Origin of the sequence: Mycolicibacterium austroafricanum (assembly GCF_000612725.1) — a bacterium.
GTDB classification, from domain to species: domain Bacteria; phylum Actinomycetota; class Actinomycetes; order Mycobacteriales; family Mycobacteriaceae; genus Mycobacterium; species Mycobacterium austroafricanum.
Genome location: NZ_HG964453.1, coordinates 270124 through 287374 on the forward strand (window position 1 = coordinate 270124; position 17251 = coordinate 287374).

Here is a 17251-nt window from a genome sequence, read left to right on the forward strand (position 1 = left end):
GTGTTACCAGGGGCGCATCGAGCAAAGTGCGCCCTTGGTGCCCGCGTCGGTCGCGACGACGACGTCATCCACCTTCAGTTCGCAGACGAAGCCGGGTTCGGCCAGCGGCGGTGTGGATTGTGCGGGCAGGCCGACCACGACCATGGCCCACTGGTTGGGATCGGCCAGCCAGGTCTCGTGCACCCAGGCCTGGTTCGGCCCGAGGTTGGCTTCCACATTCGGCGTGAACTCGTACGGATTGTGGCTGTAGGCGCCCCAGTCCGGCGGATCGACCTGACGCCAGTAGATCTCGGCGTTTGCGATGTCCTGGCTGGCGCCCACCGTGTACTGCACGCGATGGAGAGGTGGCTGGGCCGCCGCCGTGCCGCCCGCGACGACGGTGCTTGCCGCGAACGTTCCCGCGACCAGGGCAGCGACGACCGGAAGCGTCTTGTAGAACACCATTTTCGGATTCTAGAACGGTGATTCCGCCGCCGGGGCGGAATCACCGCGCTCCCTATCGAACCGGGGTGAACGTGATGTTGAGATCGGTCAGCCCGCGCAGGATGAACGTGGGCTCGTAGTTGTAGCGGCGCGCCCCGGGCGGTCCGTGCAGTTCCTCGTCGATCGCGATGTCGCCCATCCGGTCCAGGATGCGCTCGATGGACACCCGGCCCTCCACGCGGGCGAGCGGTCCGCCCGGGCACGAGTGCACGCCGCGGCCGAACGCGATGTGTTCGCGGACGTTCTTGCGGTCGAGGTCGAACTCATGGGGATGCTCGAACCGGCTGGGATCGCGGTTGACCGCACCGGGACACACCATCATCGTGGTGCCCGCGGGGACATCCATGTCGCCGACCCTGGTGTTCTTCTTCGCGAGCCGGAACTGGCTCTTGACCGGTGCGTCCATCCGCAGTGCCTCCTCCACGAAGATCGGGATGCGGCTGCGGTCGCGGCGCAACCGCTCCTGGATGTCGGGATGGTCGCCGAGCACCCGCAGGGAGGCGGAGAGCAGCTTGGTGGTGGTCTCCTGCCCGGCGGCGAACAGGAACGTCGCCGAGCGGACCACCTCGATGACCGGCGGGGTCGACCCGTCCGGGTACTTGGCCGTCGCCAGCGCTGTGAGCACGTCGTCGCGGGGCTCTTTGCGGCGGTCCTCGAGATAACCGATGAACTTCTCGTCGAGCCATTCGAGAGGATTGGCTCCGACAAGGTCGCTGTGATCGAGCGAGCCGACGTTGGCGCCGGGACGCGGTGCGCCCAGGACGGTGCGGAACTCCTCGTGGTCGGCCTCCGGCACCCCGAGCATGTCGGCGATCACCAGCAGCGAGAACGGTTTGGCGTACGCGCTGAGGAACTCGCAGCGCCCGACAGGGTCCCTGCTGATGATGTCGTCCAACACCTCGTCGGCCAGACGCCACATGAAGTCCTCGTTCTCCTTGAGCCGGCTGGGTGTCAGCAGCCGGTTCAGCAGGGAGCGGGCATTGGTGTGGTCCGGCGGATCCATCGTCACCATGTGCTCGAACATGGGCATCTGCGACCGGTGTGCCGCGATCTGGCCGGTGATGTCATCGCCTTCTGGGGTGAAGGGCAGGGGAGGGAACGGACCTGCCACGGCGATACACGAGGAGAACGTGTCGCTGTCCTTCAGGACGGTGGCGGCTTCCTCGTAGCCGGTGACCGCCAGCACCCCGTAGTGCGGTTCCCTCACGACCGGGCATTTGCTGCGCAGGTGGTCGAAATAGGGGTGGGGGTCGGGGACCAGGGAGGGATCGGTGAAGTAGTCGATCGTGTCGAAGTCGCTCATGTCCGAAGCCTCCCGGGGCTGGGGTGTATGTCCGTCTTGGTGAAATTGCTGAGCACCTGCTTAGCATGATGCGAGAGTTAGGGTCAAGATCGGCGCGCGGCACGGGCCTGTCGGAATATGCGCGCCGATGCGGGCCGGCGGTGTCACGCTGTGTGGGCATCGCGACGGAGGAGTGGGAGCTGGCATGACATCGCCACGACGGATCGGGGCGCCGGACGCGAAGAATCGCGTGGTACTGCTCGACGCCGCAGAGCAACTGCTCATCGAGGAGGGCTACGCGGCGGTGACGTCCCGTCGCGTCGCCGACCGGGCGGGCCTGAAACCGCAACTGGTGCACTACTACTTCCGCACCATGGAGGATCTCTTCCTCGCGGTCTTCCACCGTAGGGCCGAGGAAGGGCTGGCGGTGCTTTCCACCGCTCTTGCGTCTCCGCAACCGTTGTGGGCGCTGTGGCGGTTCAGCACGGCCCCCGAGGCGACGCGGCTGACGATGGAGTTCATGGGTCTGGCCAACCACCGCAAGGCCCTGCGGGCCGAGATCGTCTATTACGCAGAGCGTTTCCGGCAGGAGCAGAACCGGGCCATCGCCGACGCGCTGCAGCGCTACGGGACGGACTTCACCGACGTGCCGCCTGTCGTCTGGACGGTGTTCGCGACGAGCGTGTCACAGGCCCTGGTGATGGAGAGAGCGCTCGGGATGGACACGGGCCATGCCGAGACCTTCGCGTTCTGCGAGGAGTGGATACGACGCCTCGAGGGCGACCCGTTGCCGCCCCTCGATCAACGCGCCTGAAGCGCCGGCGCCGCCGCCCACCGCGCGATCGGCGCGGTGTTGCGCGAAATCGCTACAGCGACAGGATCGTTGCCGAGGCCGTGCCGGGGGCTCCGTAGACCTGAGCGAGCCCGACGCGAGGCTGACCCGGCACCTGCCGGTCACCGGCCTGGCCGCGCAGCTGCCGAACCAACTCATGGACCTGGCGCAGTCCCGACGCGCCGATGGGCTCGCCGTTGGCGATGAGGCCGCCGTCGGTGTTGACGGGGATGCTGCCGTGGATCTCGGTCGCCCCGTCGGCCAGAAGCTTCTCCTGCTCCCCGTCGGCGCACAGGCCGGTCTCGGCCATGTGAATAACCTCGGCGCCTGCGTCGGTGTCCTGCAGTTGCGCGATGTCGACGTCCTCGGGTCCGATGCCGGCCGCCTCATAGGCGGCTTTCGCGGCGAACACGGTGGGCGAGGGGTCCTCTTCCAACGGGGCCGACGTCGCGTGCACCTCGTATGCGCCGAAGGTTCGCGTGCGAATCTCGCTGGCGCGCACGAACACCGGCTTGTCGGTGAACCTGTGCGCGATGTCGCCGCGGCACATGATCACAGCGGCGGCGCCCTCATCCGGAGCGCAGAACATGTACTGCCGCAGCGGATAGTTCAGCACCGGCGAGGCCATGATCTCCTCGACGGAGATCTCCTTGCGACGGAACGCGTTCGGGTTGAGCACGCCGTTGCGGAAGTTCTTGTTGGCCACCCGCGCCAGCGTCTCCTCGGAGATGTTGTGCTTGTGGATGTAGTGGTTGGCCTTCATGCCGAAGAACTTCGTCGTGACGAACTGTCCGTTCTCGGCATACCACTGCGGTAGCGCGAGTTTGGCGGGATCGTCGGTGAAGGCGCCACGCGGGTGCTTGTCCAGACCGATGGCGATCCCGATGTCGTACTTGCCGAGGCGGATGGTGTCGGCGGTCTGCTGGATCGCCGAGGCCGCCGTGGCGCAGGCGTTGAACACGTTGGTGAACGTGATCCCGGTCAGGCCGACCAGTCGGGTGACGGCGTCGGGGTTGGACACCTCGTAGCTGCCGCCGAAGCCGAACTGGATGTCCTTCCACTCGACACCGGCATCGGTCAGCGCGGACTGGATCGCCTCGGCGCCCATCTGCATCGCGGTCTTGTCGAACCGGCCGAACGGATGAAGACCCACGCCGATGATGGCGACTTCGCCGGCGGCGTTCGGAGACGAGTTGGTCATTGTCAGCGCCTCAGTTCTCGACTGGCCGGAATGCGAAGGTGACGACCTCGGTGCCGTCCTCGTCGGTGGTGAACGGGAGCATGGTCAGTTCGACCTGCTCACCGAATTTCAGCTTCGCCGGGTCATTCTCGGTGAGCCGACCCTCGACCCGGATCACGTCATCCAGCTGCACCAGGCCGACTCCGAACGGCACGAAATCCTTACCGGTCGGCCCCTTGTACGGCGCACCGGGCGGGAAGCCCTGCGTCGTCCAGGCGATCAGGGTGCCGCGCCGCGGCAGCAGCACCTCGGACATTTCGCCGCCACTGCATTTCGGGCAGCGTTGCTGGACAGGGAACGTGGTGGCACCGCAGGTGCCGCAGGAGCTGCCGATCAGTTGTGGATCGTCAGCGGGCCAGGTGGAGATTTCGGGCGCGAGCGCGCGCTGCGTGGTCGACACGCAATTCACCATAATCGGAAATGACGTTCTCGTCCAGAGAGAACAGGTTCGCTGAAGAGCCACGCCGGCCACCCCGCATGTTGTTAACGTGCGTACGTGACCCTTCCCGGACCCATCCGTCAGATCGGCTACGTCGTCACCGATCTCGACCGTGCGCTGGACAGTTGGGTCGCACTGGGGGTCGGCCCGTGGTACGTGATCCGCGAAATGCCGCAGCGGGTGACCTACCGCGGCGAGCCGTGCGCGGTCACCCTGTCGCTGGCGCTGGCCAACAGCGGCGACCTGCAGGTCGAGTTGATCCACCAACACGACGACACCCCGAGCATCTTCACCGAGTTTCTCGACTCCGGTCGGCCGGGCTTTCACCAGTTGGCCTATTGGACAGACGATTTCGAGGGAACCATGGGTTCGGTGGCCGAAGCGGGCTGGCCGGTGGTGTGGAACGGGGCGAGCGGGCCGGGCGGCGCGGTCACGAGGTTCGCGTACGTGGAACCGCCCGACGGCCCGGCGGCGGTCATCGAGATCATGGAACTCAGCGCCGCCACCGAGGGGATGGCGACGTTCCTGCGTGAGGCCGCCGCGGCGTGGGACGGCCGCGACCCGGTCCGGGAGCTGAGTGCGTGAAGGCTATTTGCCCTTCTTCATGACCTTGTCGGCTGCGGCCCAGTGTTCGTCGGAGGCCCACAGCCGTGCGAACGCGGCGACGGCCTCGGTGGTCGGGACGCCGCGCATGACGCGCTTGACCTCGCCGGCGGGCGCGGAGGCCAGCGAGCGGGCGACGAGGCGCCACTGCTCGTCGAACGACGCGCGCGGAGTGACCTGATCGATGAGACCGATACGCTCGGCGTCCGCGGCGTCCAGGATCCGTCCCGTGCCCGCCAGGAGCAGGGCCCTGCTGTAGCCGACCAACTTCACCAGCCGTTCGGCTCCGCCCCAGGCCGGCATGATCGCCAGCGCCACCTGGTTGAACCCGATCTTGATGTCGTCGGCGGCCACCCGGATGTCGGCGGACACCGCGAACTCCGCACCGCCGCCGAGGGCGTGGCCGTTGAGCGCGGCCAGTACCGGGCCGGGAAAGCCGGCGATGCGATCGCAGATCGACCTCATCCGGAAGGCCATCGCCGCGGCCTGTTCCTCGGTGCGCAGCGCACTCAGTTCCTTGAGGTCGCCACCGGAGACGAAGGCCTTGTCGCCGGCCCCCGTCAGCGCCAGGGCGGCCGCGCCCTCGGCGCCGTCGAGCGCCTTGTCGAGCTGCTCCATGGTCTCCAACGAGATCGCGTTGCGCGCATGGGGTCGATCGATGGTGATGACCGCCAGACCGTCGTCGAGTTCGAGGTCGACCATCGGGCATTCTCCATTCACGGTATTGGCATTCTCGCAGGAGGAGAATACCATCGCCTGGCATCTCCTCGCGGACGGGAAGGTGGCGCACAGCCATGCGAAGGATTCCTGCACAACTCGTCGAGCGCTACCAGCGGGAGGGTTACTGGACCCAGGAAACCCTAGGCGACATGCTGGCCCGGGGGCTGGCCGGCAGTCCCGAGGCCGGCTTCTGCGTCCACTCGTCGATACGCCCGTACCGGGGCACGTTCGGCGAGGTCGAACGCGACGCCCGGCGGCTGGCCGCCGGCCTGCGGGAGCGCGGTGTCGGTCCCGGCGACGTGGTGGCGATGCAGCTGCCGAACTGGCGCGAAGCTGCCGTCACGTTCTGGGCGTCGGCATTCCTGGGTGCGGTCGTCGTACCGATCGTGCACTTCTACGGTCGTAGGGAACTGGCCCACATCATGGCCACGGCGAAACCGCGGGTGTTCGTCACCGCCGAGGAGTTCGGCCGGATGCGGTACCAGCCCGACCTGTGTGGCGACGTAGCAGTCGTCGGGCTGGTCGGCGCGGCGCACCCGGCCGCCGGCAATGAGCACGCGTTCGAGCAGCTGCTCGCCGACGAGCCGATGGCCGGTACCGTCGCGGCCGACCCCGCCGCACCCACCCTGATCGCGTTCACCTCCGGAACCACCCGCGACCCCAAGGGCGTGATCCACAGCCATCAGACCCTGAGCTGCGAGACGCGTCAGCTGCTGGAGAACTACCCGCCGGACCGGGGGCGCCAGCTGACCGCCACTCCGGTCGGGCATTTCATCGGCATGCTCGGAGCCTTCCTGATCCCGGTTCTGGAGGGCGCCCCGATCGACCTGTGCGACGTCTGGGATCCCGGTCGGGTGTTGAAGCTGATCGAGAGCGACGGGCTGTCCATCGGGGGCGGACCGCCGTACTTCGTCACCAGCCTGCTCGACCACCCCGACTTCAGGCCGGAGCATCTGCGTCGCTTCAAGACCGTCGGGCTCGGCGGCTCCACGGTGCCCGCGGCCGTCACGCAGCGGCTGACCGATCTGGGGTTGTTCGTGTTCCGCTCCTACGGCAGCACCGAGCACCCGTCGATCACCGGCTCGCGGCCGGATGCTCCCGAGGCCAAGCGGCTCTTCACCGACGGCAACGTGCGTCCCGGGGTCGAGATCAGGCTCGGTGAGGACGGCGAGATCTTCAGCAGGGGCCCTGACCTGTGCCTCGGGTACACCGACGACGAGTTGACCGCTCGCGCCTTCGACGACGACGGCTGGTACCGCACCGGCGACGTCGGCGTGCTCGACGACGACGGCTACCTCACCATCACCGACCGCAAGGCCGACGTGATCATCCGCGGGGGAGAGAACATCAGTGCCCTCGAGGTGGAGGAGGTGTTACTGGCCATGCCCGCCGTCGCCGAAGCCGTCGTGGTCGCCGCTCCCGACGCCCGCCTCGGCGAGCACACCGCTGCGGTACTGCGCATCCGGGAAGGGCAGTCCATGCCGGCCCTCGGCGACGTCCGCGAGCACTTCAAGCAGGCCGGCGTGGCCACGCAGAAGTGGCCGGAGGAGCTGCACCGGGTCCCCGAGGGGCAGGACTTCCCCCGGACTGCGAGCGGCAAGGTGCAGAAATTCGTCATCCGGCAGCAGCTGGCTGCCGGCGAGTTGTCGGCCATTGCGACCGGACGTAAATGAGAATACGATTCTCTCGATAGGAAAAGGAGTCTTTCATGGGACAACTGTCGCACCGGGTGGATATCCCGTTCCCGCTGTTCGATGCGGACAACCACCTTTACGAGCCGCCAGAGGCGATGACCAAGTACCTGCCCAAGGAGTACAAGGACGTCGTCCAGTACGTCGAGGTCAACGGACGTACCAAGATCGCGCTCAAGGGCCAGATCAGTAACTACATCCCGAACCCGACGTTCTCGGTGGTCGCCAAGCCGGGTGCGTGGGAGGAGTACTTCAAGTTCGGCAACCCCGACGGCAAGAGCAAGCGTGAGCTGTTCGGCGAGCCGATGAAGGCCATCCCGGCGTTCTTCGAGCCCGAGCCACGCATCAAGGTGATGGACGAGTTGGGCATTCAGCGCTCGCTGATGTTCCCGACACTGGCGAGCCTGATCGAGGAGCGGCTGTCCGACGATCCGGTCGCCATCCACGTCATCATCCATGCGCTCAACGAGTGGCTGCACGAGGTTTGGGGCTTCAACTACCAGGGGCGAATTTTCACCACCCCGGTGATCACGCTGCCCATCGTGGAGAAGGCGATCGAGGAGCTGGAGTGGGCGGTCAAGCGCGGCGCCCGCGCCATCCTGATCCGCCCCGCCCCGGTGCCGGGCTTCCGCGGACCCCGCTCGTTCGCGCTGCCGGAGTTCGACCCCTTCTGGGAGCGCGTCGTGCACCACGACATCTTCGTCGGCATGCACTCCAGCGACAGCGGTTACTCGCGCTACACCTCGGAGTGGGACGGTGCGGCGCAGGAGATGCTTCCGTTCCAGACCAATGCGATGTCGATCCTCAACGAGTGGCGTCCGATCCAGGATGCGGTGGCCTCGTGGGTGATTCACGGTGCGCTGTTCCGCTTCCCGAAGCTCAAGGTCGGCATCGTCGAGGCCGGGTCGAAGTGGATGTTCCCGCTGCTGGACTCGATGGCCGAGGTGTACAAGAAAGCCCCGGAGGCCTTCCTGGGCAATCCGATCGAGGAGATCAAGAACCGCATCTACGTCAGCCCCTTCTACGAGGAGGGCATCGACGACCTGATCAACCTGATCGGCGTGGACCAGGTGCTCTACGGCTCTGACTGGCCGCACCCGGAGGGTCTGGCGGAACCGACGCACTACGTCACCGCACTCGAACACCTCTCCGTCGAAGATCAGGCCAAGATCATGGGTGGCAACCTGGGACGCCTCGTCACCACGTGACGTTCCAGAGCCGATGGCAGACCATCCCCGAGATGGTCGCCAGCGCGGCGGACCGGTTCGGCGACGCGGAAGCTGTCGTCGACGGTCCGCTGCGCTTGTCATTCACCGAACTCGTCGAGCGGATCAGCTGCGCTGCAGGGGCTTTCGCTGAGCTCGGGATCGAAAAGGGCGACCGCGCCGCCATCTGGGCGCCGAACAGCGCCGAGTGGATCATCGCAGCGTTCGGGCTGCTGACGGCCGGCGGTGTGCTCGTGCCGGTCAACACCCGTTTCAAGGCCGACGAGGCGGCCGACATCATCGCCCGCAGTGGCGCGAAGGCCGTGCTGGTGCAGCAGGGCTTCCTCGGCGTGGACTACACCGCACCCGGTGGTGTTCCCGTCATCGATCTGAAATCTGATTTCCTTTCCTCTGGAACGCCTTTCAGCCGCCCTGTGCAGGGCACCGACGTCTCGGACATCATCTTCACCTCCGGCACCACCGGGCGCCCCAAGGGGGTGATGATGAACCACAGCCAGAACCTGCGGTTGTACCAGGAGTGGTGCGACCTGGCCGACCTCCGCCAGGGTGACCGCTACCTCATGGTCAACCCCTACTTCCACACATTCGGGTACAAGGCCGGGCTCATCGCCTCCTTCATCCGTGGTGCCACGATGCTGCCGGTGTCGGTGTTCGACGTCGATCGCGTGGTGGAACTCATTGCAGCGGAACGGATCACGATGTTGCCGGGTCCGCCGACGTTGTATCACTCGCTGCTGAACGTCACGGACAAGTCGAAGCTGGCCACCCTGCGCGCCGGCGTGACGGGCGCCGCCGACATCCCGGTCGAGTTGGTGCGGCGCGTTCACGAAGAGCTGCCGTTCCAGACGTTGGCGACCGGCTACGGGCTCACCGAGGCGGGCACGGTGACCTTGTCACGCCCGGGTGACTCGTTCACCGACATCGCCACCACCGCGGGCGTGGCCTGCGACGGCGTGGAGATGCGCATCGCGGACGACGGTGAGGTGCTGGTTCGCGGCTACACGGTGATGCAGGGTTACCTCGACGACCCGGTGGCCACCGCCGAGACGATCGACCCCGACGGCTGGCTGCACACCGGAGACCTCGGCACGGTCGACGATGCGGGCCGGCTCCGGATCGTGGGCCGCAAGAAGGACATGTTCATCGTGGGCGGGTTCAACGCCTACCCGGCCGAGATCGAGGGCTTCCTGCTGGAGCACCGGGCCGTCGCGCAGGCCGCGGTGATCGGGGTGCCGGACGAGCGTCTGGGGCAGGTCGGCAAGGCGTTCGTGGTGGCCAAGACGCCGGCCGACGGTTCCGGTGCCGCACTGACCGCCGAGGGCCTGATCGCGTGGTGTCGGGACCGAATGGCAGGCTTCAAGGTGCCGCGGTATGTAGAGTTCCTCGACGAGTTGCCGTTGAACGCCACCGGCAAGGTGATGAAAGACCGGCTGCAGAACCGTCAGAGCTGAGCGTACGCACAGCGCGTAAACGGCATTTCCGCAGACAGGACTTTTGTCCCGACCTGCGGGACAGGGGTATCGTCGCAGCGATACTCAAAAAAGAAGAATGACATTCTCATAGTGACTATCGTTCACACGACGCTGCAGACAAGGAGGTCGGTGTGCCGTCTTTCAGGCGCCGCGATGCGGTGATCGACGCCGATCGCGTCGAAGAGTCGACCGTGGAACCTGAGAGCGTGACGGAGGCTGACCAGGCCCGCGCGCTCGCCGAGGAAGCGGAAGCAGAGGCCGCTGAGGCCGAGGCGATGGCGGCCGCGGCCAAGGCCCGGGCCCGCGCCGCCCGGCTGCGCCGGCAGGCTCTCGCCGCCGACGTCGCCGCCAAACCGGAGGTCGGCGAGGATTCGGCGACCGTCGGAGATGCGGACGTGGACGGCGACGATGACGCCGTCACCGGATCGGCCGACGCCGAGCCCGAGGTCGTCGACATCGAGACCGCCGAGACCGACGAGACCGCCGACAGCGCGCCTGCGGACGGTGGCGCCGCCCCGTCGCGACGGCGGCGAATTCCGCGCCCGGGGTGGAAGGCGGCGGTGGCGACCGTCGTCGCCCTGGCCACGGTGGCACTGCTCGGCGCGAGCGGCTACATGGTCTGGACCCACCGCGGGGCCGAGAAGCTGCGCCAGCAGAACGCCGAGTACGCCGCCGCCGCCCGGCAGAGCGTCGTCACGCTGATGTCGTTGGACTTCAACAAGGCGGAGGAGGACGTCCAGCGCATCATCGACAACTCCACCGGCCAGTTCAAGACCGACTTCGAGTCCCAGGCGGCCGATTTCGTCAAGGTCGCCCAGGACTCCAAGGTCGTCACGGAGGTGAGCGTCAACTCCACCGCCGTGGAATCGATGTCCGACGATTCGGCAGAGGTGCTGGTCGCGGCCTCGTCGCGGGTGACCAACACCGCCGGGGCCAATCAGGAGCCGCGGACCTGGCGGCTCAGCGTGAGCCTGAAGCGTGAAGACGGGCAGATCAAGATGGCGAAAGTCGAGTTCGTGCCGTGACCGACGAGAATCGCACCGAAGACGCGGCCGAGACAGACGCCGCACTCGTCGAAGGCGACGTGATCGCCGACGTCGATTCGACCGATGAGGCCGACGACGTCGACGAGGCCGCCGCCGGGCGCGAACCCGGTGACGACGACAAGGCCGAAGCCGACAGCGGCGCGGCCACCACGAAGCCGCCCACGCGGCGTCCGGTGCGCGGCCTGGTCACCGCGATCCTGCTGGCCGTCGCGCTGCTGGCGTCCGCGGGCATGGCCGGCTGGCTGTACCTCAACGACTACCGCCCCGATCAGCAGACCGATCCCGCCGCCGCGCAGGTTGCTCTCGACGCCGCCAGGACCGGGACCGTCGCGTTGCTCTCATACTCGCCGGAATCCCTCGACCAGGACTTCGCCAACGCCAAGGCGAAGCTGACGGGCGAATTCCTGTCGTACTACACCCAATTCACCGAACAGATCGTCACGCCCGCGGCCAAGGAGAAGTCGGTCAAGACCGCGGCCTCGGTGGTCCGCGCCGCAGTCGCGGACATTCAGCCGGAAAGCGCCGAGGTGCTGGTGTTCATCAACCAGACCACCACCAGCAAGGAGAACCCGGACGGGGCCTTCGCCGCGAGCAGCGTCAAGGTGGGCCTGAAGAAGATCGACGGCAACTGGCTCATCGAGTCGTTCGATCCCGTCTGACCGGTATAGCCTCGAACGCCGTGACTGTGACGGCGATCCTGCCCGTGCCCGAAAGCTACGTCCAGCGCCGCGAAGCGGTGTTCGCCCCGGTGGCCGGCGAGTCGCCGCTCGTGCGGATCGTGCGGGCGCTGGCCGCCGTCGGTGACGTCGTGGTGGCCGCGGCGCAGTCGCTGACCGATGAAGTCCGCGAAACCCTGGCGGCACAAGCACTCCCGGCGGTCCGCACAGTGGGCGCCCGGTCACCGGGTGCGCGGGCGGACTGCATCGCCGCCGGGTTGGCCGCACTGGGCGACGGTGACGGTCCTGTGCTGCTGCACGACCTGACCTGGCCGCTCATCGCGGACGCGACGCTCGATGCCGTGCTGTCGGCGGTGCACGGCGGCGCGGACGCGGTGCTGCCGATCCGGCCCGTCACCGACAGTGTCAAAGCGGTGGACGCACGCGGCGCGGTGACGGCGACGCTGGACCGCTCGCCGCTGCGCACCGTGCAGTTCCCACGCGGGTTCGACGCCGCAGTGTTGGAGCGACTCCTTGCCGACGGTGCCGCAGACTTCGACGAACTCGGTGCCGCACTGTCGGTCGGAACACCACTGACCCTCGTGGAGGGTGACACCGACACCATGAGCTTCGATCTGCCCGCGGATTCCGCGTTTCTGGCCGCGGTCATCGCAGGGCGGTAGGTCCACCCGCTTGGGCCAGAAGGTGTTGCGCGACAGCGGCATCCCGGGCGTAGGTGACCTTGAGGTTGGCGGCGCGGCCGGGAAACGTCCGCACCTCGAGGTCGGTGTACCGCTCGATGCACGACGAGGTGTCGGTGCCTTCGAACCCGTCCCGCTCGGCGCGCAGGTAGGCGTGCAGCAGGTCCCGCGCGCGGAACGCCTGCGGCGTCTGAACCCGGACCAGTGTCGACGGGTCGGCGATGCATTCCAGTCCCTCGGCGCCCTGCCGCGCCAGGTCGCGGATCGGCAGAGCCGGCAGGGCTCCTCCGAACCGGCGGGCCAAGGTGATCGCCTCGACGAACATGTCGGGTCCGGCCAGTGGTCGGGCGGCGTCGTGGATGGCCACCACGTCGACGGCGCCGGACTCGATGTCGTCGGCCAGATATCGCAGCACATTGGTCTCCGACCCATGCCTGGTGTCGCCGCCTTCGACGAATTCCACCGCGTCACTGTCGAGTTCGCTCTGCACGGTGTCGCGCGCGAGCGTCGCCTCGCCTCGCCGGTACACCAGGATCGTGCGCGCGATGTCGGGCAGCCGGGTCAACGTGTCCAGCGACCAGGCCAGCATGCTGCGTCCGGCCAGAGGCAGGTAGGCCTTGTTCCCGTCCGCGCCGACCCGGGTGCCCAGTCCTGCGGCCAACACCACACCGACCGCATCCATGGGCGAACCTTATCGCGACGCGCCGGCAGGCGCGGTCGAGGACCATGCCGCCGCTACGCTCTGCCCGACGTTCGAGAAGGAGGCCCCGTGAGCGAGCAAATGCACGTATCGACCGGCCGGCTGCACCGGATCCGGCCGATGTCAGGGCGGGACCCGCACGAGCAGGGGCGGGTCGCCACCCCGCTGGAGCTGCTGTTCGACCTGACGTTCGTGATCGCTTTCGGCATCGCGGCCTCGGAGTTCGCCCATCTGCTCGCGGCCGGGCACGTCGCGGCGGGCCTGGCCGGTTTCTTCTTCGCGATGTTCGCGGTGTGCTGGGCGTGGATCAACTTCAGCTGGTTCGCGTCGGCCTACGACACCGACGACTGGCCCTACCGGCTGACGACGATGCTGCAGATGGTCGGTGTCATCGTCCTGGCGCTCGGACTGCCCCAGATGTACTCGTCGATCGAACACGGCGGGCACGTCGACAACGCGGTTGTCGTCGCCGGGTACGTGGTGATGCGGGTCGCGATGGTCGCCCAGTGGCTGCGCGCCGCCCGGCAGGACCCGCTGCGCCGAAGGGCCTGCCTGACCTACGCGCTGTGGATCACGATCGCCCAGATCGGCTGGGTGGTGGCGATTTTCGTCCCCACCTCGGTGCCGGTGACCGCGGCGATCGTGGTGTCTCTGGTTCTCGTCGAGGTGACCGGGCCGGTGGTGGCCGAATGGCGTCAGGGGGGAACACCCTGGCATGCCCATCACATCGTCGAACGGTATGGCCTGTTCACGATCATCGCCCTCGGGGAAGGGGTCGTCGGCACGGTTGCGTCCCTGACGGCGGTTGTCGGCGCGCAGGGCTGGTCGGTCGAGGCGGTGTTCGTCGCCGTCGCGGGAACCGGGTTGACGTTCGGAATGTGGTGGATCTACTACGTGCTACCGCAGGCTGACATCCTGCACCTACGGCGAGAACGCTCCTTCTGGTTCGGCTACGTGCACATCGTGGTGTTCGCCTCGATCGTGGGCACCGGCGCCGGATTGCACGCGGCGGCCTACTACATCGAGCACCATTCCGCGCTGTCCTCGGTCGCCACCGTGCTGACGGTGGTCATCCCCGTGGGTGTCTACATCGTGACGGTCTACGTCCTGTACGCAGTGATGGCGCGGACCGTGGCGCTGTTCCACGTCGTCACGGTCGTGCTGAGCGCTGCCGTGCTCGGCCTGGCGGTGGTGCTGGCCGCCGGCGGGATCTCGATGGCGAACTGCCTGCTGGTGGTGACATTGGCCCCCGTGGTGTCCGTCGTCGGCCACGAGTTGGTCGGGCACCGGCATGTCGTGGCGACGGCCAGGACCCAGGGTCTGGACTAGGGATTGACGCCCTCGAGCAGGATCCTGTCGTTCCCGTCCCGCAGCAGCCGGCGGGCCTTGCGTCGGGTGATCAGGATGCCTACCACGGCAAGCGCCCACACCACGTACTGAACCATCCAGGCCGACCGGAACGACTCGAACGAGATGCCTCCCATGGCCTGCATGACCATCCCCATCGCCTGCATCAGCAGCAGCGACGCGATGAACCCGCCCATGTTGACCATGCCCTGCGCGGTGCCCAGCGTGGCCCGGGGATTGAACGTCCTGGCGAAGTCGAACCCGACCATCGAACCCGGACCGCCCACCGAGATGATGACGATCAGCACGATGAGCAGCCACAGCGGGGCCGGACCGGGCAGGGCCAGCACCACGGTCCAGACCACCGCGTTGCTGGTGATGATGGCCAGCACCATGCGTGAACGGCGGTGCGGGTAACGCCCCGTCAGGATTCCGATCAGCACGCCGCACCCGATCGCGGAGACGACCGACAGGCTCAGCAACGCGCCGGCCACCCCGGCCGAGAGACCCTGCGCCTCCGTCAGATAGGGCAGCCCCCACATCAGCGCGAACACGGTGATCGAGAACTGGGTGCCCATGTGGGTGAAGAACCCCAGCCGGGTGCCCGGACGCAGCCACACGGTCTTGACACTGGTCAGGGTCTCGCGGACGGACATGGTCTCCGACGTCGCCGCTGAACCGTCCGGCGTGTTCCGGACGATGGCCAAGGTGAGCACGATCGACAGGACGCCGAGCGCGGCGGCCGACGCGTAGGCGACCGACCAGCCCGATGCCGAGAGCAGCGCCAGGAACGGTATCGCGGACAGGACCTGTCCGAGCTGACCACAGATGCCCGTCAGCTGGGTCACCACCGGGATCTGGCGCGGAGCGAACCAGTGGGGGACGAGGCGCAGCACGGAGATGAACGTCACGGCGTCGCCCAGGCCAACCACAGCCCGCGCCGCGATCGCCGCCGGTAGCGACTCGGTGAAAGCCAGGCCCAGCTGTCCGGACGCCATCAGTGCCGCGCCCGACGCGATCAGCGCACGGGAGCCGTACCGGTCGAGCAGCAGGCCGGCCGGCACCTGGGCTCCGGCGTAGACCACGACCTGCAGCACCACGAACGTCGACAGCAGGCTGGGGCCCGCGCCGAAGCGGTCGGCGGCGGCCAGCCCAGACACCCCGAGCGTGGTCCGGTCGAGAACGGCGACGATGTACGCGAGCAGCCCGGTCGCCCAGACGATCCAGGGACGCACGCCGATACCTCTCAACCTGCCCGGTTTGTCTTAATGTCCTACTCGATTGGGCGGGTCCATTCTCCCGCACCGGCGACCGTCGAGGCCAATCGATATCGCGGCACAAGCGGTGCCGGTCGCCGGTTCGAAGTTGGCTACATCTGCACACCGATGCGCAAATCTCGACCGGGCAATCGTAAAAGTGCTGGTAGCTGACGGTTAGGTGGCACATAGTGCGGTACGTCGGTACACTCATTTCCTTCGCTCGTGGTGCCGATACACGGGTAAAGTGGTGAGATGCACCATGTCGGCCATGGATTGGCCCGCCACCTGTTACGTGTGGGGGCCTGGCGTGGCTGAGTACCGGCTGGAGGATCTGGCCCGCGAGTCCGGCATCAGCGCCAGGGACATCCGGGCCTACCGGGAACGCGGACTGCTGGACCCGCCGCGACGGGTCGGCCGGTCGGCGCTGTATGACGACTACCACCTGTCCCAGCTGAACACCATCAGCCAGCTGCTGCGCAAGGGCTACAACTCGGCGCACATCGCCGAGTTCTTCGCCAGCATGCGGCAGGGCACCGACCTCGCCGACATCCTCGGCCTGCAGCGTGCGGTGCTGGGCCAGACCCCCGAGCCGCGGAACAGGAACACCGCCGTCAAGATCGACGCCAAGAGCGAAGAGGCGCGCAAGCTCGTTGCGTTCGGGATGGCCGAGGTGGTCGACGGCGAGGTCCTGATGATCGACTGTGCTGCCGCGGACATCCTGGCGCGCTCTCCCGACCAGTTGTTGTACGTACGCGCGTTGCTGCGGTTCGTGGAGGCCGCCGAGGATTCCGTCGACGATCTCGCGGAGGCGTTCGTCACCAGTCTCGGGGAGCTCTACCACGCCCGTGTCGGGGCCGACTACCTCCCACGGCCGGATGAGGTGGACGAGATCCGGCAGGTGGTCCAGGACTACCGCGCGCTGGGGGAGAAGGTGATGGTGGCGCGCTTCGACCAGGCGACGCGTCGCCGCATGGTGGCCTCGGCGTCCGGCTACACCGCTGGGATCCTGCTGAGCGGGGCATGGGAGCCGAAGCGCGGCGCGTGATTCCTGATGCAGTCGTGACCACTGGCAGGATCGTGAAAATCGATGCTGCCGTGAAAATTGATGTTGTTGTCGCACCCTGTGGCTCGTGTCACGCGCCCCCTGATGCCACGGCGCTCCGTTCTCAGATGCGCCGCTGCAGCTACCCCGGCCGTCCTCGGGTTGGGTGCGCTGTCGAGCGGCGCAGGGCCGAGCGCCCTCGCTGCGAAGGCTTCTGCGGCGCCGCTCGGCATCCTGCTCGACGATGCGGCGGGCACCCGACGTTCGAGCAGTACAAGCGTCAGGTGGCGCCTACCTGCGTGGGTGGGAGCGTGTGCTCGGGCATCGGCGACGCCCACCTGCACCAGTGGAGATCGACAGGCGCAAGTGGCCGGGCTTGGAGTCGATGTCGACCACATTCTGAAGCCCGGCTTCGGCCAGTGGGACTGAGCGGGACTCAGACTTACTCATCGGTAAGGTTTTGCAGCAAACTTGTATCCGGCAAGCGAAGCGAAGACCGGACACAATTGACG

17 protein-coding genes and 1 pseudogene are annotated in these 17251 nt (G+C 67.3%); 11 read left to right on the forward strand and 7 right to left on the reverse strand.

The features are described from left to right. Positions 1-3 precede the first annotated feature (3 nt). Both BN976_RS15185 and BN976_RS15190 read right to left on the reverse strand, forming a co-directional pair. The gene (locus tag BN976_RS15185; RefSeq protein WP_011781297.1) at positions 4-444 is read right to left on the reverse strand and encodes an Rv2576c family protein; all 441 of its coding nucleotides are present in this window, start codon (positions 442-444) and stop codon (positions 4-6) included. 52 nt (positions 445-496) lie between these two features. Beyond that, complete coding sequence (locus BN976_RS15190) at positions 497-1786, reverse strand: cytochrome P450 (RefSeq protein WP_011781296.1); 1290 nt, start codon at positions 1784-1786, stop codon at positions 497-499. Positions 1787-1970: 184 nt separating this feature from the next. Between BN976_RS15190 and BN976_RS15195 the strand changes: the two genes are divergently transcribed. Beyond that, a complete protein-coding gene (locus tag BN976_RS15195; protein ID WP_011781295.1) occupies positions 1971-2579 on the forward strand; it encodes a TetR/AcrR family transcriptional regulator in 609 nt (202 codons plus the stop codon). A 52-nt stretch (positions 2580-2631) separates the two neighbouring features. On the opposite strand, the gene BN976_RS15200 is transcribed toward BN976_RS15195, so the two are convergent. Beyond that, positions 2632-3798, reverse strand: a complete 1167-nt coding sequence (locus tag BN976_RS15200; RefSeq protein WP_011781294.1) for a thiolase family protein — start codon at positions 3796-3798, stop codon at positions 2632-2634. A gap of 10 nt (positions 3799-3808) precedes the next feature. Beyond that, positions 3809-4249: a Zn-ribbon domain-containing OB-fold protein gene (locus tag BN976_RS15205; RefSeq protein WP_011781293.1), complete on the reverse strand. Its 441-nt coding sequence runs from the start codon at positions 4247-4249 to the stop codon at positions 3809-3811. Positions 4250-4333: 84 nt separating this feature from the next. On the opposite strand from BN976_RS15205, the gene BN976_RS15210 reads away from it, so the two are divergent. Continuing rightward, entirely contained in the window at positions 4334-4861 is a 528-nt protein-coding gene (locus tag BN976_RS15210) for a VOC family protein (RefSeq protein ID WP_036371688.1), read from the forward strand. A gap of 3 nt (positions 4862-4864) precedes the next feature. Here the strand turns inward: BN976_RS15210 and BN976_RS15215 are convergent, their stop codons facing one another. Beyond that, on the reverse strand, positions 4865-5581 hold the full coding sequence (locus BN976_RS15215; RefSeq protein ID WP_036371689.1) for an enoyl-CoA hydratase/isomerase family protein: 717 nt from the start codon (positions 5579-5581) through the stop codon (positions 4865-4867). Between the two features lie 92 nt (positions 5582-5673). On the opposite strand from BN976_RS15215, the gene BN976_RS15220 reads away from it, so the two are divergent. From BN976_RS15220 to BN976_RS15245, 6 genes are all read left to right on the forward strand, one after another. Beyond that, positions 5674-7272, forward strand: coding sequence for an AMP-binding protein (locus tag BN976_RS15220; protein ID WP_036371693.1), 1599 nt, complete (start codon positions 5674-5676; stop codon positions 7270-7272). Positions 7273-7307: 35 nt separating this feature from the next. Continuing rightward, positions 7308-8498: an amidohydrolase family protein gene (locus tag BN976_RS15225; protein ID WP_011781289.1), complete on the forward strand. Its 1191-nt coding sequence runs from the start codon at positions 7308-7310 to the stop codon at positions 8496-8498. Further along, positions 8495-9967 carry a FadD3 family acyl-CoA ligase gene (locus tag BN976_RS15230; RefSeq protein ID WP_036371695.1) on the forward strand — a complete coding sequence of 491 codons (1473 nt, stop codon included), beginning with the start codon at positions 8495-8497 and terminating at the stop codon, positions 9965-9967. The genes BN976_RS15225 and BN976_RS15230 overlap by 4 nt, the downstream gene beginning before the upstream one ends. Before the next feature lie 152 nt (positions 9968-10119). Beyond that, entirely contained in the window at positions 10120-11013 is an 894-nt protein-coding gene (locus BN976_RS15235) for an Rv1363c family protein (RefSeq protein ID WP_036371698.1), read from the forward strand. After that, positions 11010-11693: a hypothetical protein gene (locus tag BN976_RS15240; protein WP_011781286.1), complete on the forward strand. Its 684-nt coding sequence runs from the start codon at positions 11010-11012 to the stop codon at positions 11691-11693. Before BN976_RS15235 ends, BN976_RS15240 begins: the two co-directional genes overlap by 4 nt. A 20-nt stretch (positions 11694-11713) precedes the next feature. Beyond that, positions 11714-12373 (forward strand): IspD/TarI family cytidylyltransferase, encoded by a 660-nt coding sequence (locus BN976_RS15245; protein WP_036371700.1) that lies wholly within the window; start codon positions 11714-11716, stop codon positions 12371-12373. On the opposite strand, the gene BN976_RS15250 is transcribed toward BN976_RS15245, so the two are convergent. After that, the gene (locus tag BN976_RS15250) at positions 12357-13073 is read right to left on the reverse strand and encodes an IspD/TarI family cytidylyltransferase (RefSeq protein ID WP_036371703.1); all 717 of its coding nucleotides are present in this window, start codon (positions 13071-13073) and stop codon (positions 12357-12359) included. The genes BN976_RS15245 and BN976_RS15250 overlap by 17 nt on opposite strands. Before the next feature lie 99 nt (positions 13074-13172). On the opposite strand from BN976_RS15250, the gene BN976_RS15255 reads away from it, so the two are divergent. Next, complete coding sequence (locus tag BN976_RS15255) at positions 13173-14420, forward strand: low temperature requirement protein A (RefSeq protein ID WP_011781283.1); 1248 nt, start codon at positions 13173-13175, stop codon at positions 14418-14420. Here BN976_RS15255 and BN976_RS15260 read toward each other — a convergent pair. Next, positions 14417-15673: an MFS transporter gene (locus tag BN976_RS15260; RefSeq protein WP_036371707.1), complete on the reverse strand. Its 1257-nt coding sequence runs from the start codon at positions 15671-15673 to the stop codon at positions 14417-14419. The genes BN976_RS15255 and BN976_RS15260 overlap by 4 nt on opposite strands. Before the next feature lie 331 nt (positions 15674-16004). Between BN976_RS15260 and BN976_RS15265 the strand changes: the two genes are divergently transcribed. Together BN976_RS15265 and BN976_RS34765 are read left to right on the forward strand one after the other, a co-directional pair. Beyond that, positions 16005-16742 (forward strand): MerR family transcriptional regulator, encoded by a 738-nt coding sequence (locus BN976_RS15265; RefSeq protein ID WP_036371708.1) that lies wholly within the window; start codon positions 16005-16007, stop codon positions 16740-16742. A gap of 251 nt (positions 16743-16993) precedes the next feature. Continuing rightward, positions 16994-17168, forward strand: a pseudogene (locus tag BN976_RS34765) (hypothetical protein); the annotation flags it as partial. Between the last annotated feature and the right edge of the window lie 83 nt (positions 17169-17251).

What these genes read in the sequence shown, in the direction of transcription:
- BN976_RS15190 (WP_011781296.1), bottom strand. Translation starts at nt 1,786, where the DNA reads ATGAGCGACTTCGACACGATCGACTACTTCACCGATCCCTCCCTGGTC.
- BN976_RS15220 (WP_036371693.1), top strand. Translation starts at nt 5,674, where the DNA reads ATGCGAAGGATTCCTGCACAACTCGTCGAGCGCTACCAGCGGGAGGGT.
- BN976_RS15255 (WP_011781283.1), top strand. Translation starts at nt 13,173, where the DNA reads ATGCACGTATCGACCGGCCGGCTGCACCGGATCCGGCCGATGTCAGGG.
- BN976_RS15200 (WP_011781294.1), bottom strand. Translation starts at nt 3,798, where the DNA reads ATGACCAACTCGTCTCCGAACGCCGCCGGCGAAGTCGCCATCATCGGC.
- BN976_RS15215 (WP_036371689.1), bottom strand. Translation starts at nt 5,581, where the DNA reads ATGGTCGACCTCGAACTCGACGACGGTCTGGCGGTCATCACCATCGAT.
- BN976_RS15250 (WP_036371703.1), bottom strand. Translation starts at nt 13,073, where the DNA reads ATGGATGCGGTCGGTGTGGTGTTGGCCGCAGGACTGGGCACCCGGGTC.
- BN976_RS15225 (WP_011781289.1), top strand. Translation starts at nt 7,308, where the DNA reads ATGGGACAACTGTCGCACCGGGTGGATATCCCGTTCCCGCTGTTCGAT.
- BN976_RS15205 (WP_011781293.1), bottom strand. Translation starts at nt 4,249, where the DNA reads ATGGTGAATTGCGTGTCGACCACGCAGCGCGCGCTCGCGCCCGAAATC.
- BN976_RS15195 (WP_011781295.1), top strand. Translation starts at nt 1,971, where the DNA reads ATGACATCGCCACGACGGATCGGGGCGCCGGACGCGAAGAATCGCGTG.
- BN976_RS15185 (WP_011781297.1), bottom strand. Translation starts at nt 444, where the DNA reads ATGGTGTTCTACAAGACGCTTCCGGTCGTCGCTGCCCTGGTCGCGGGA.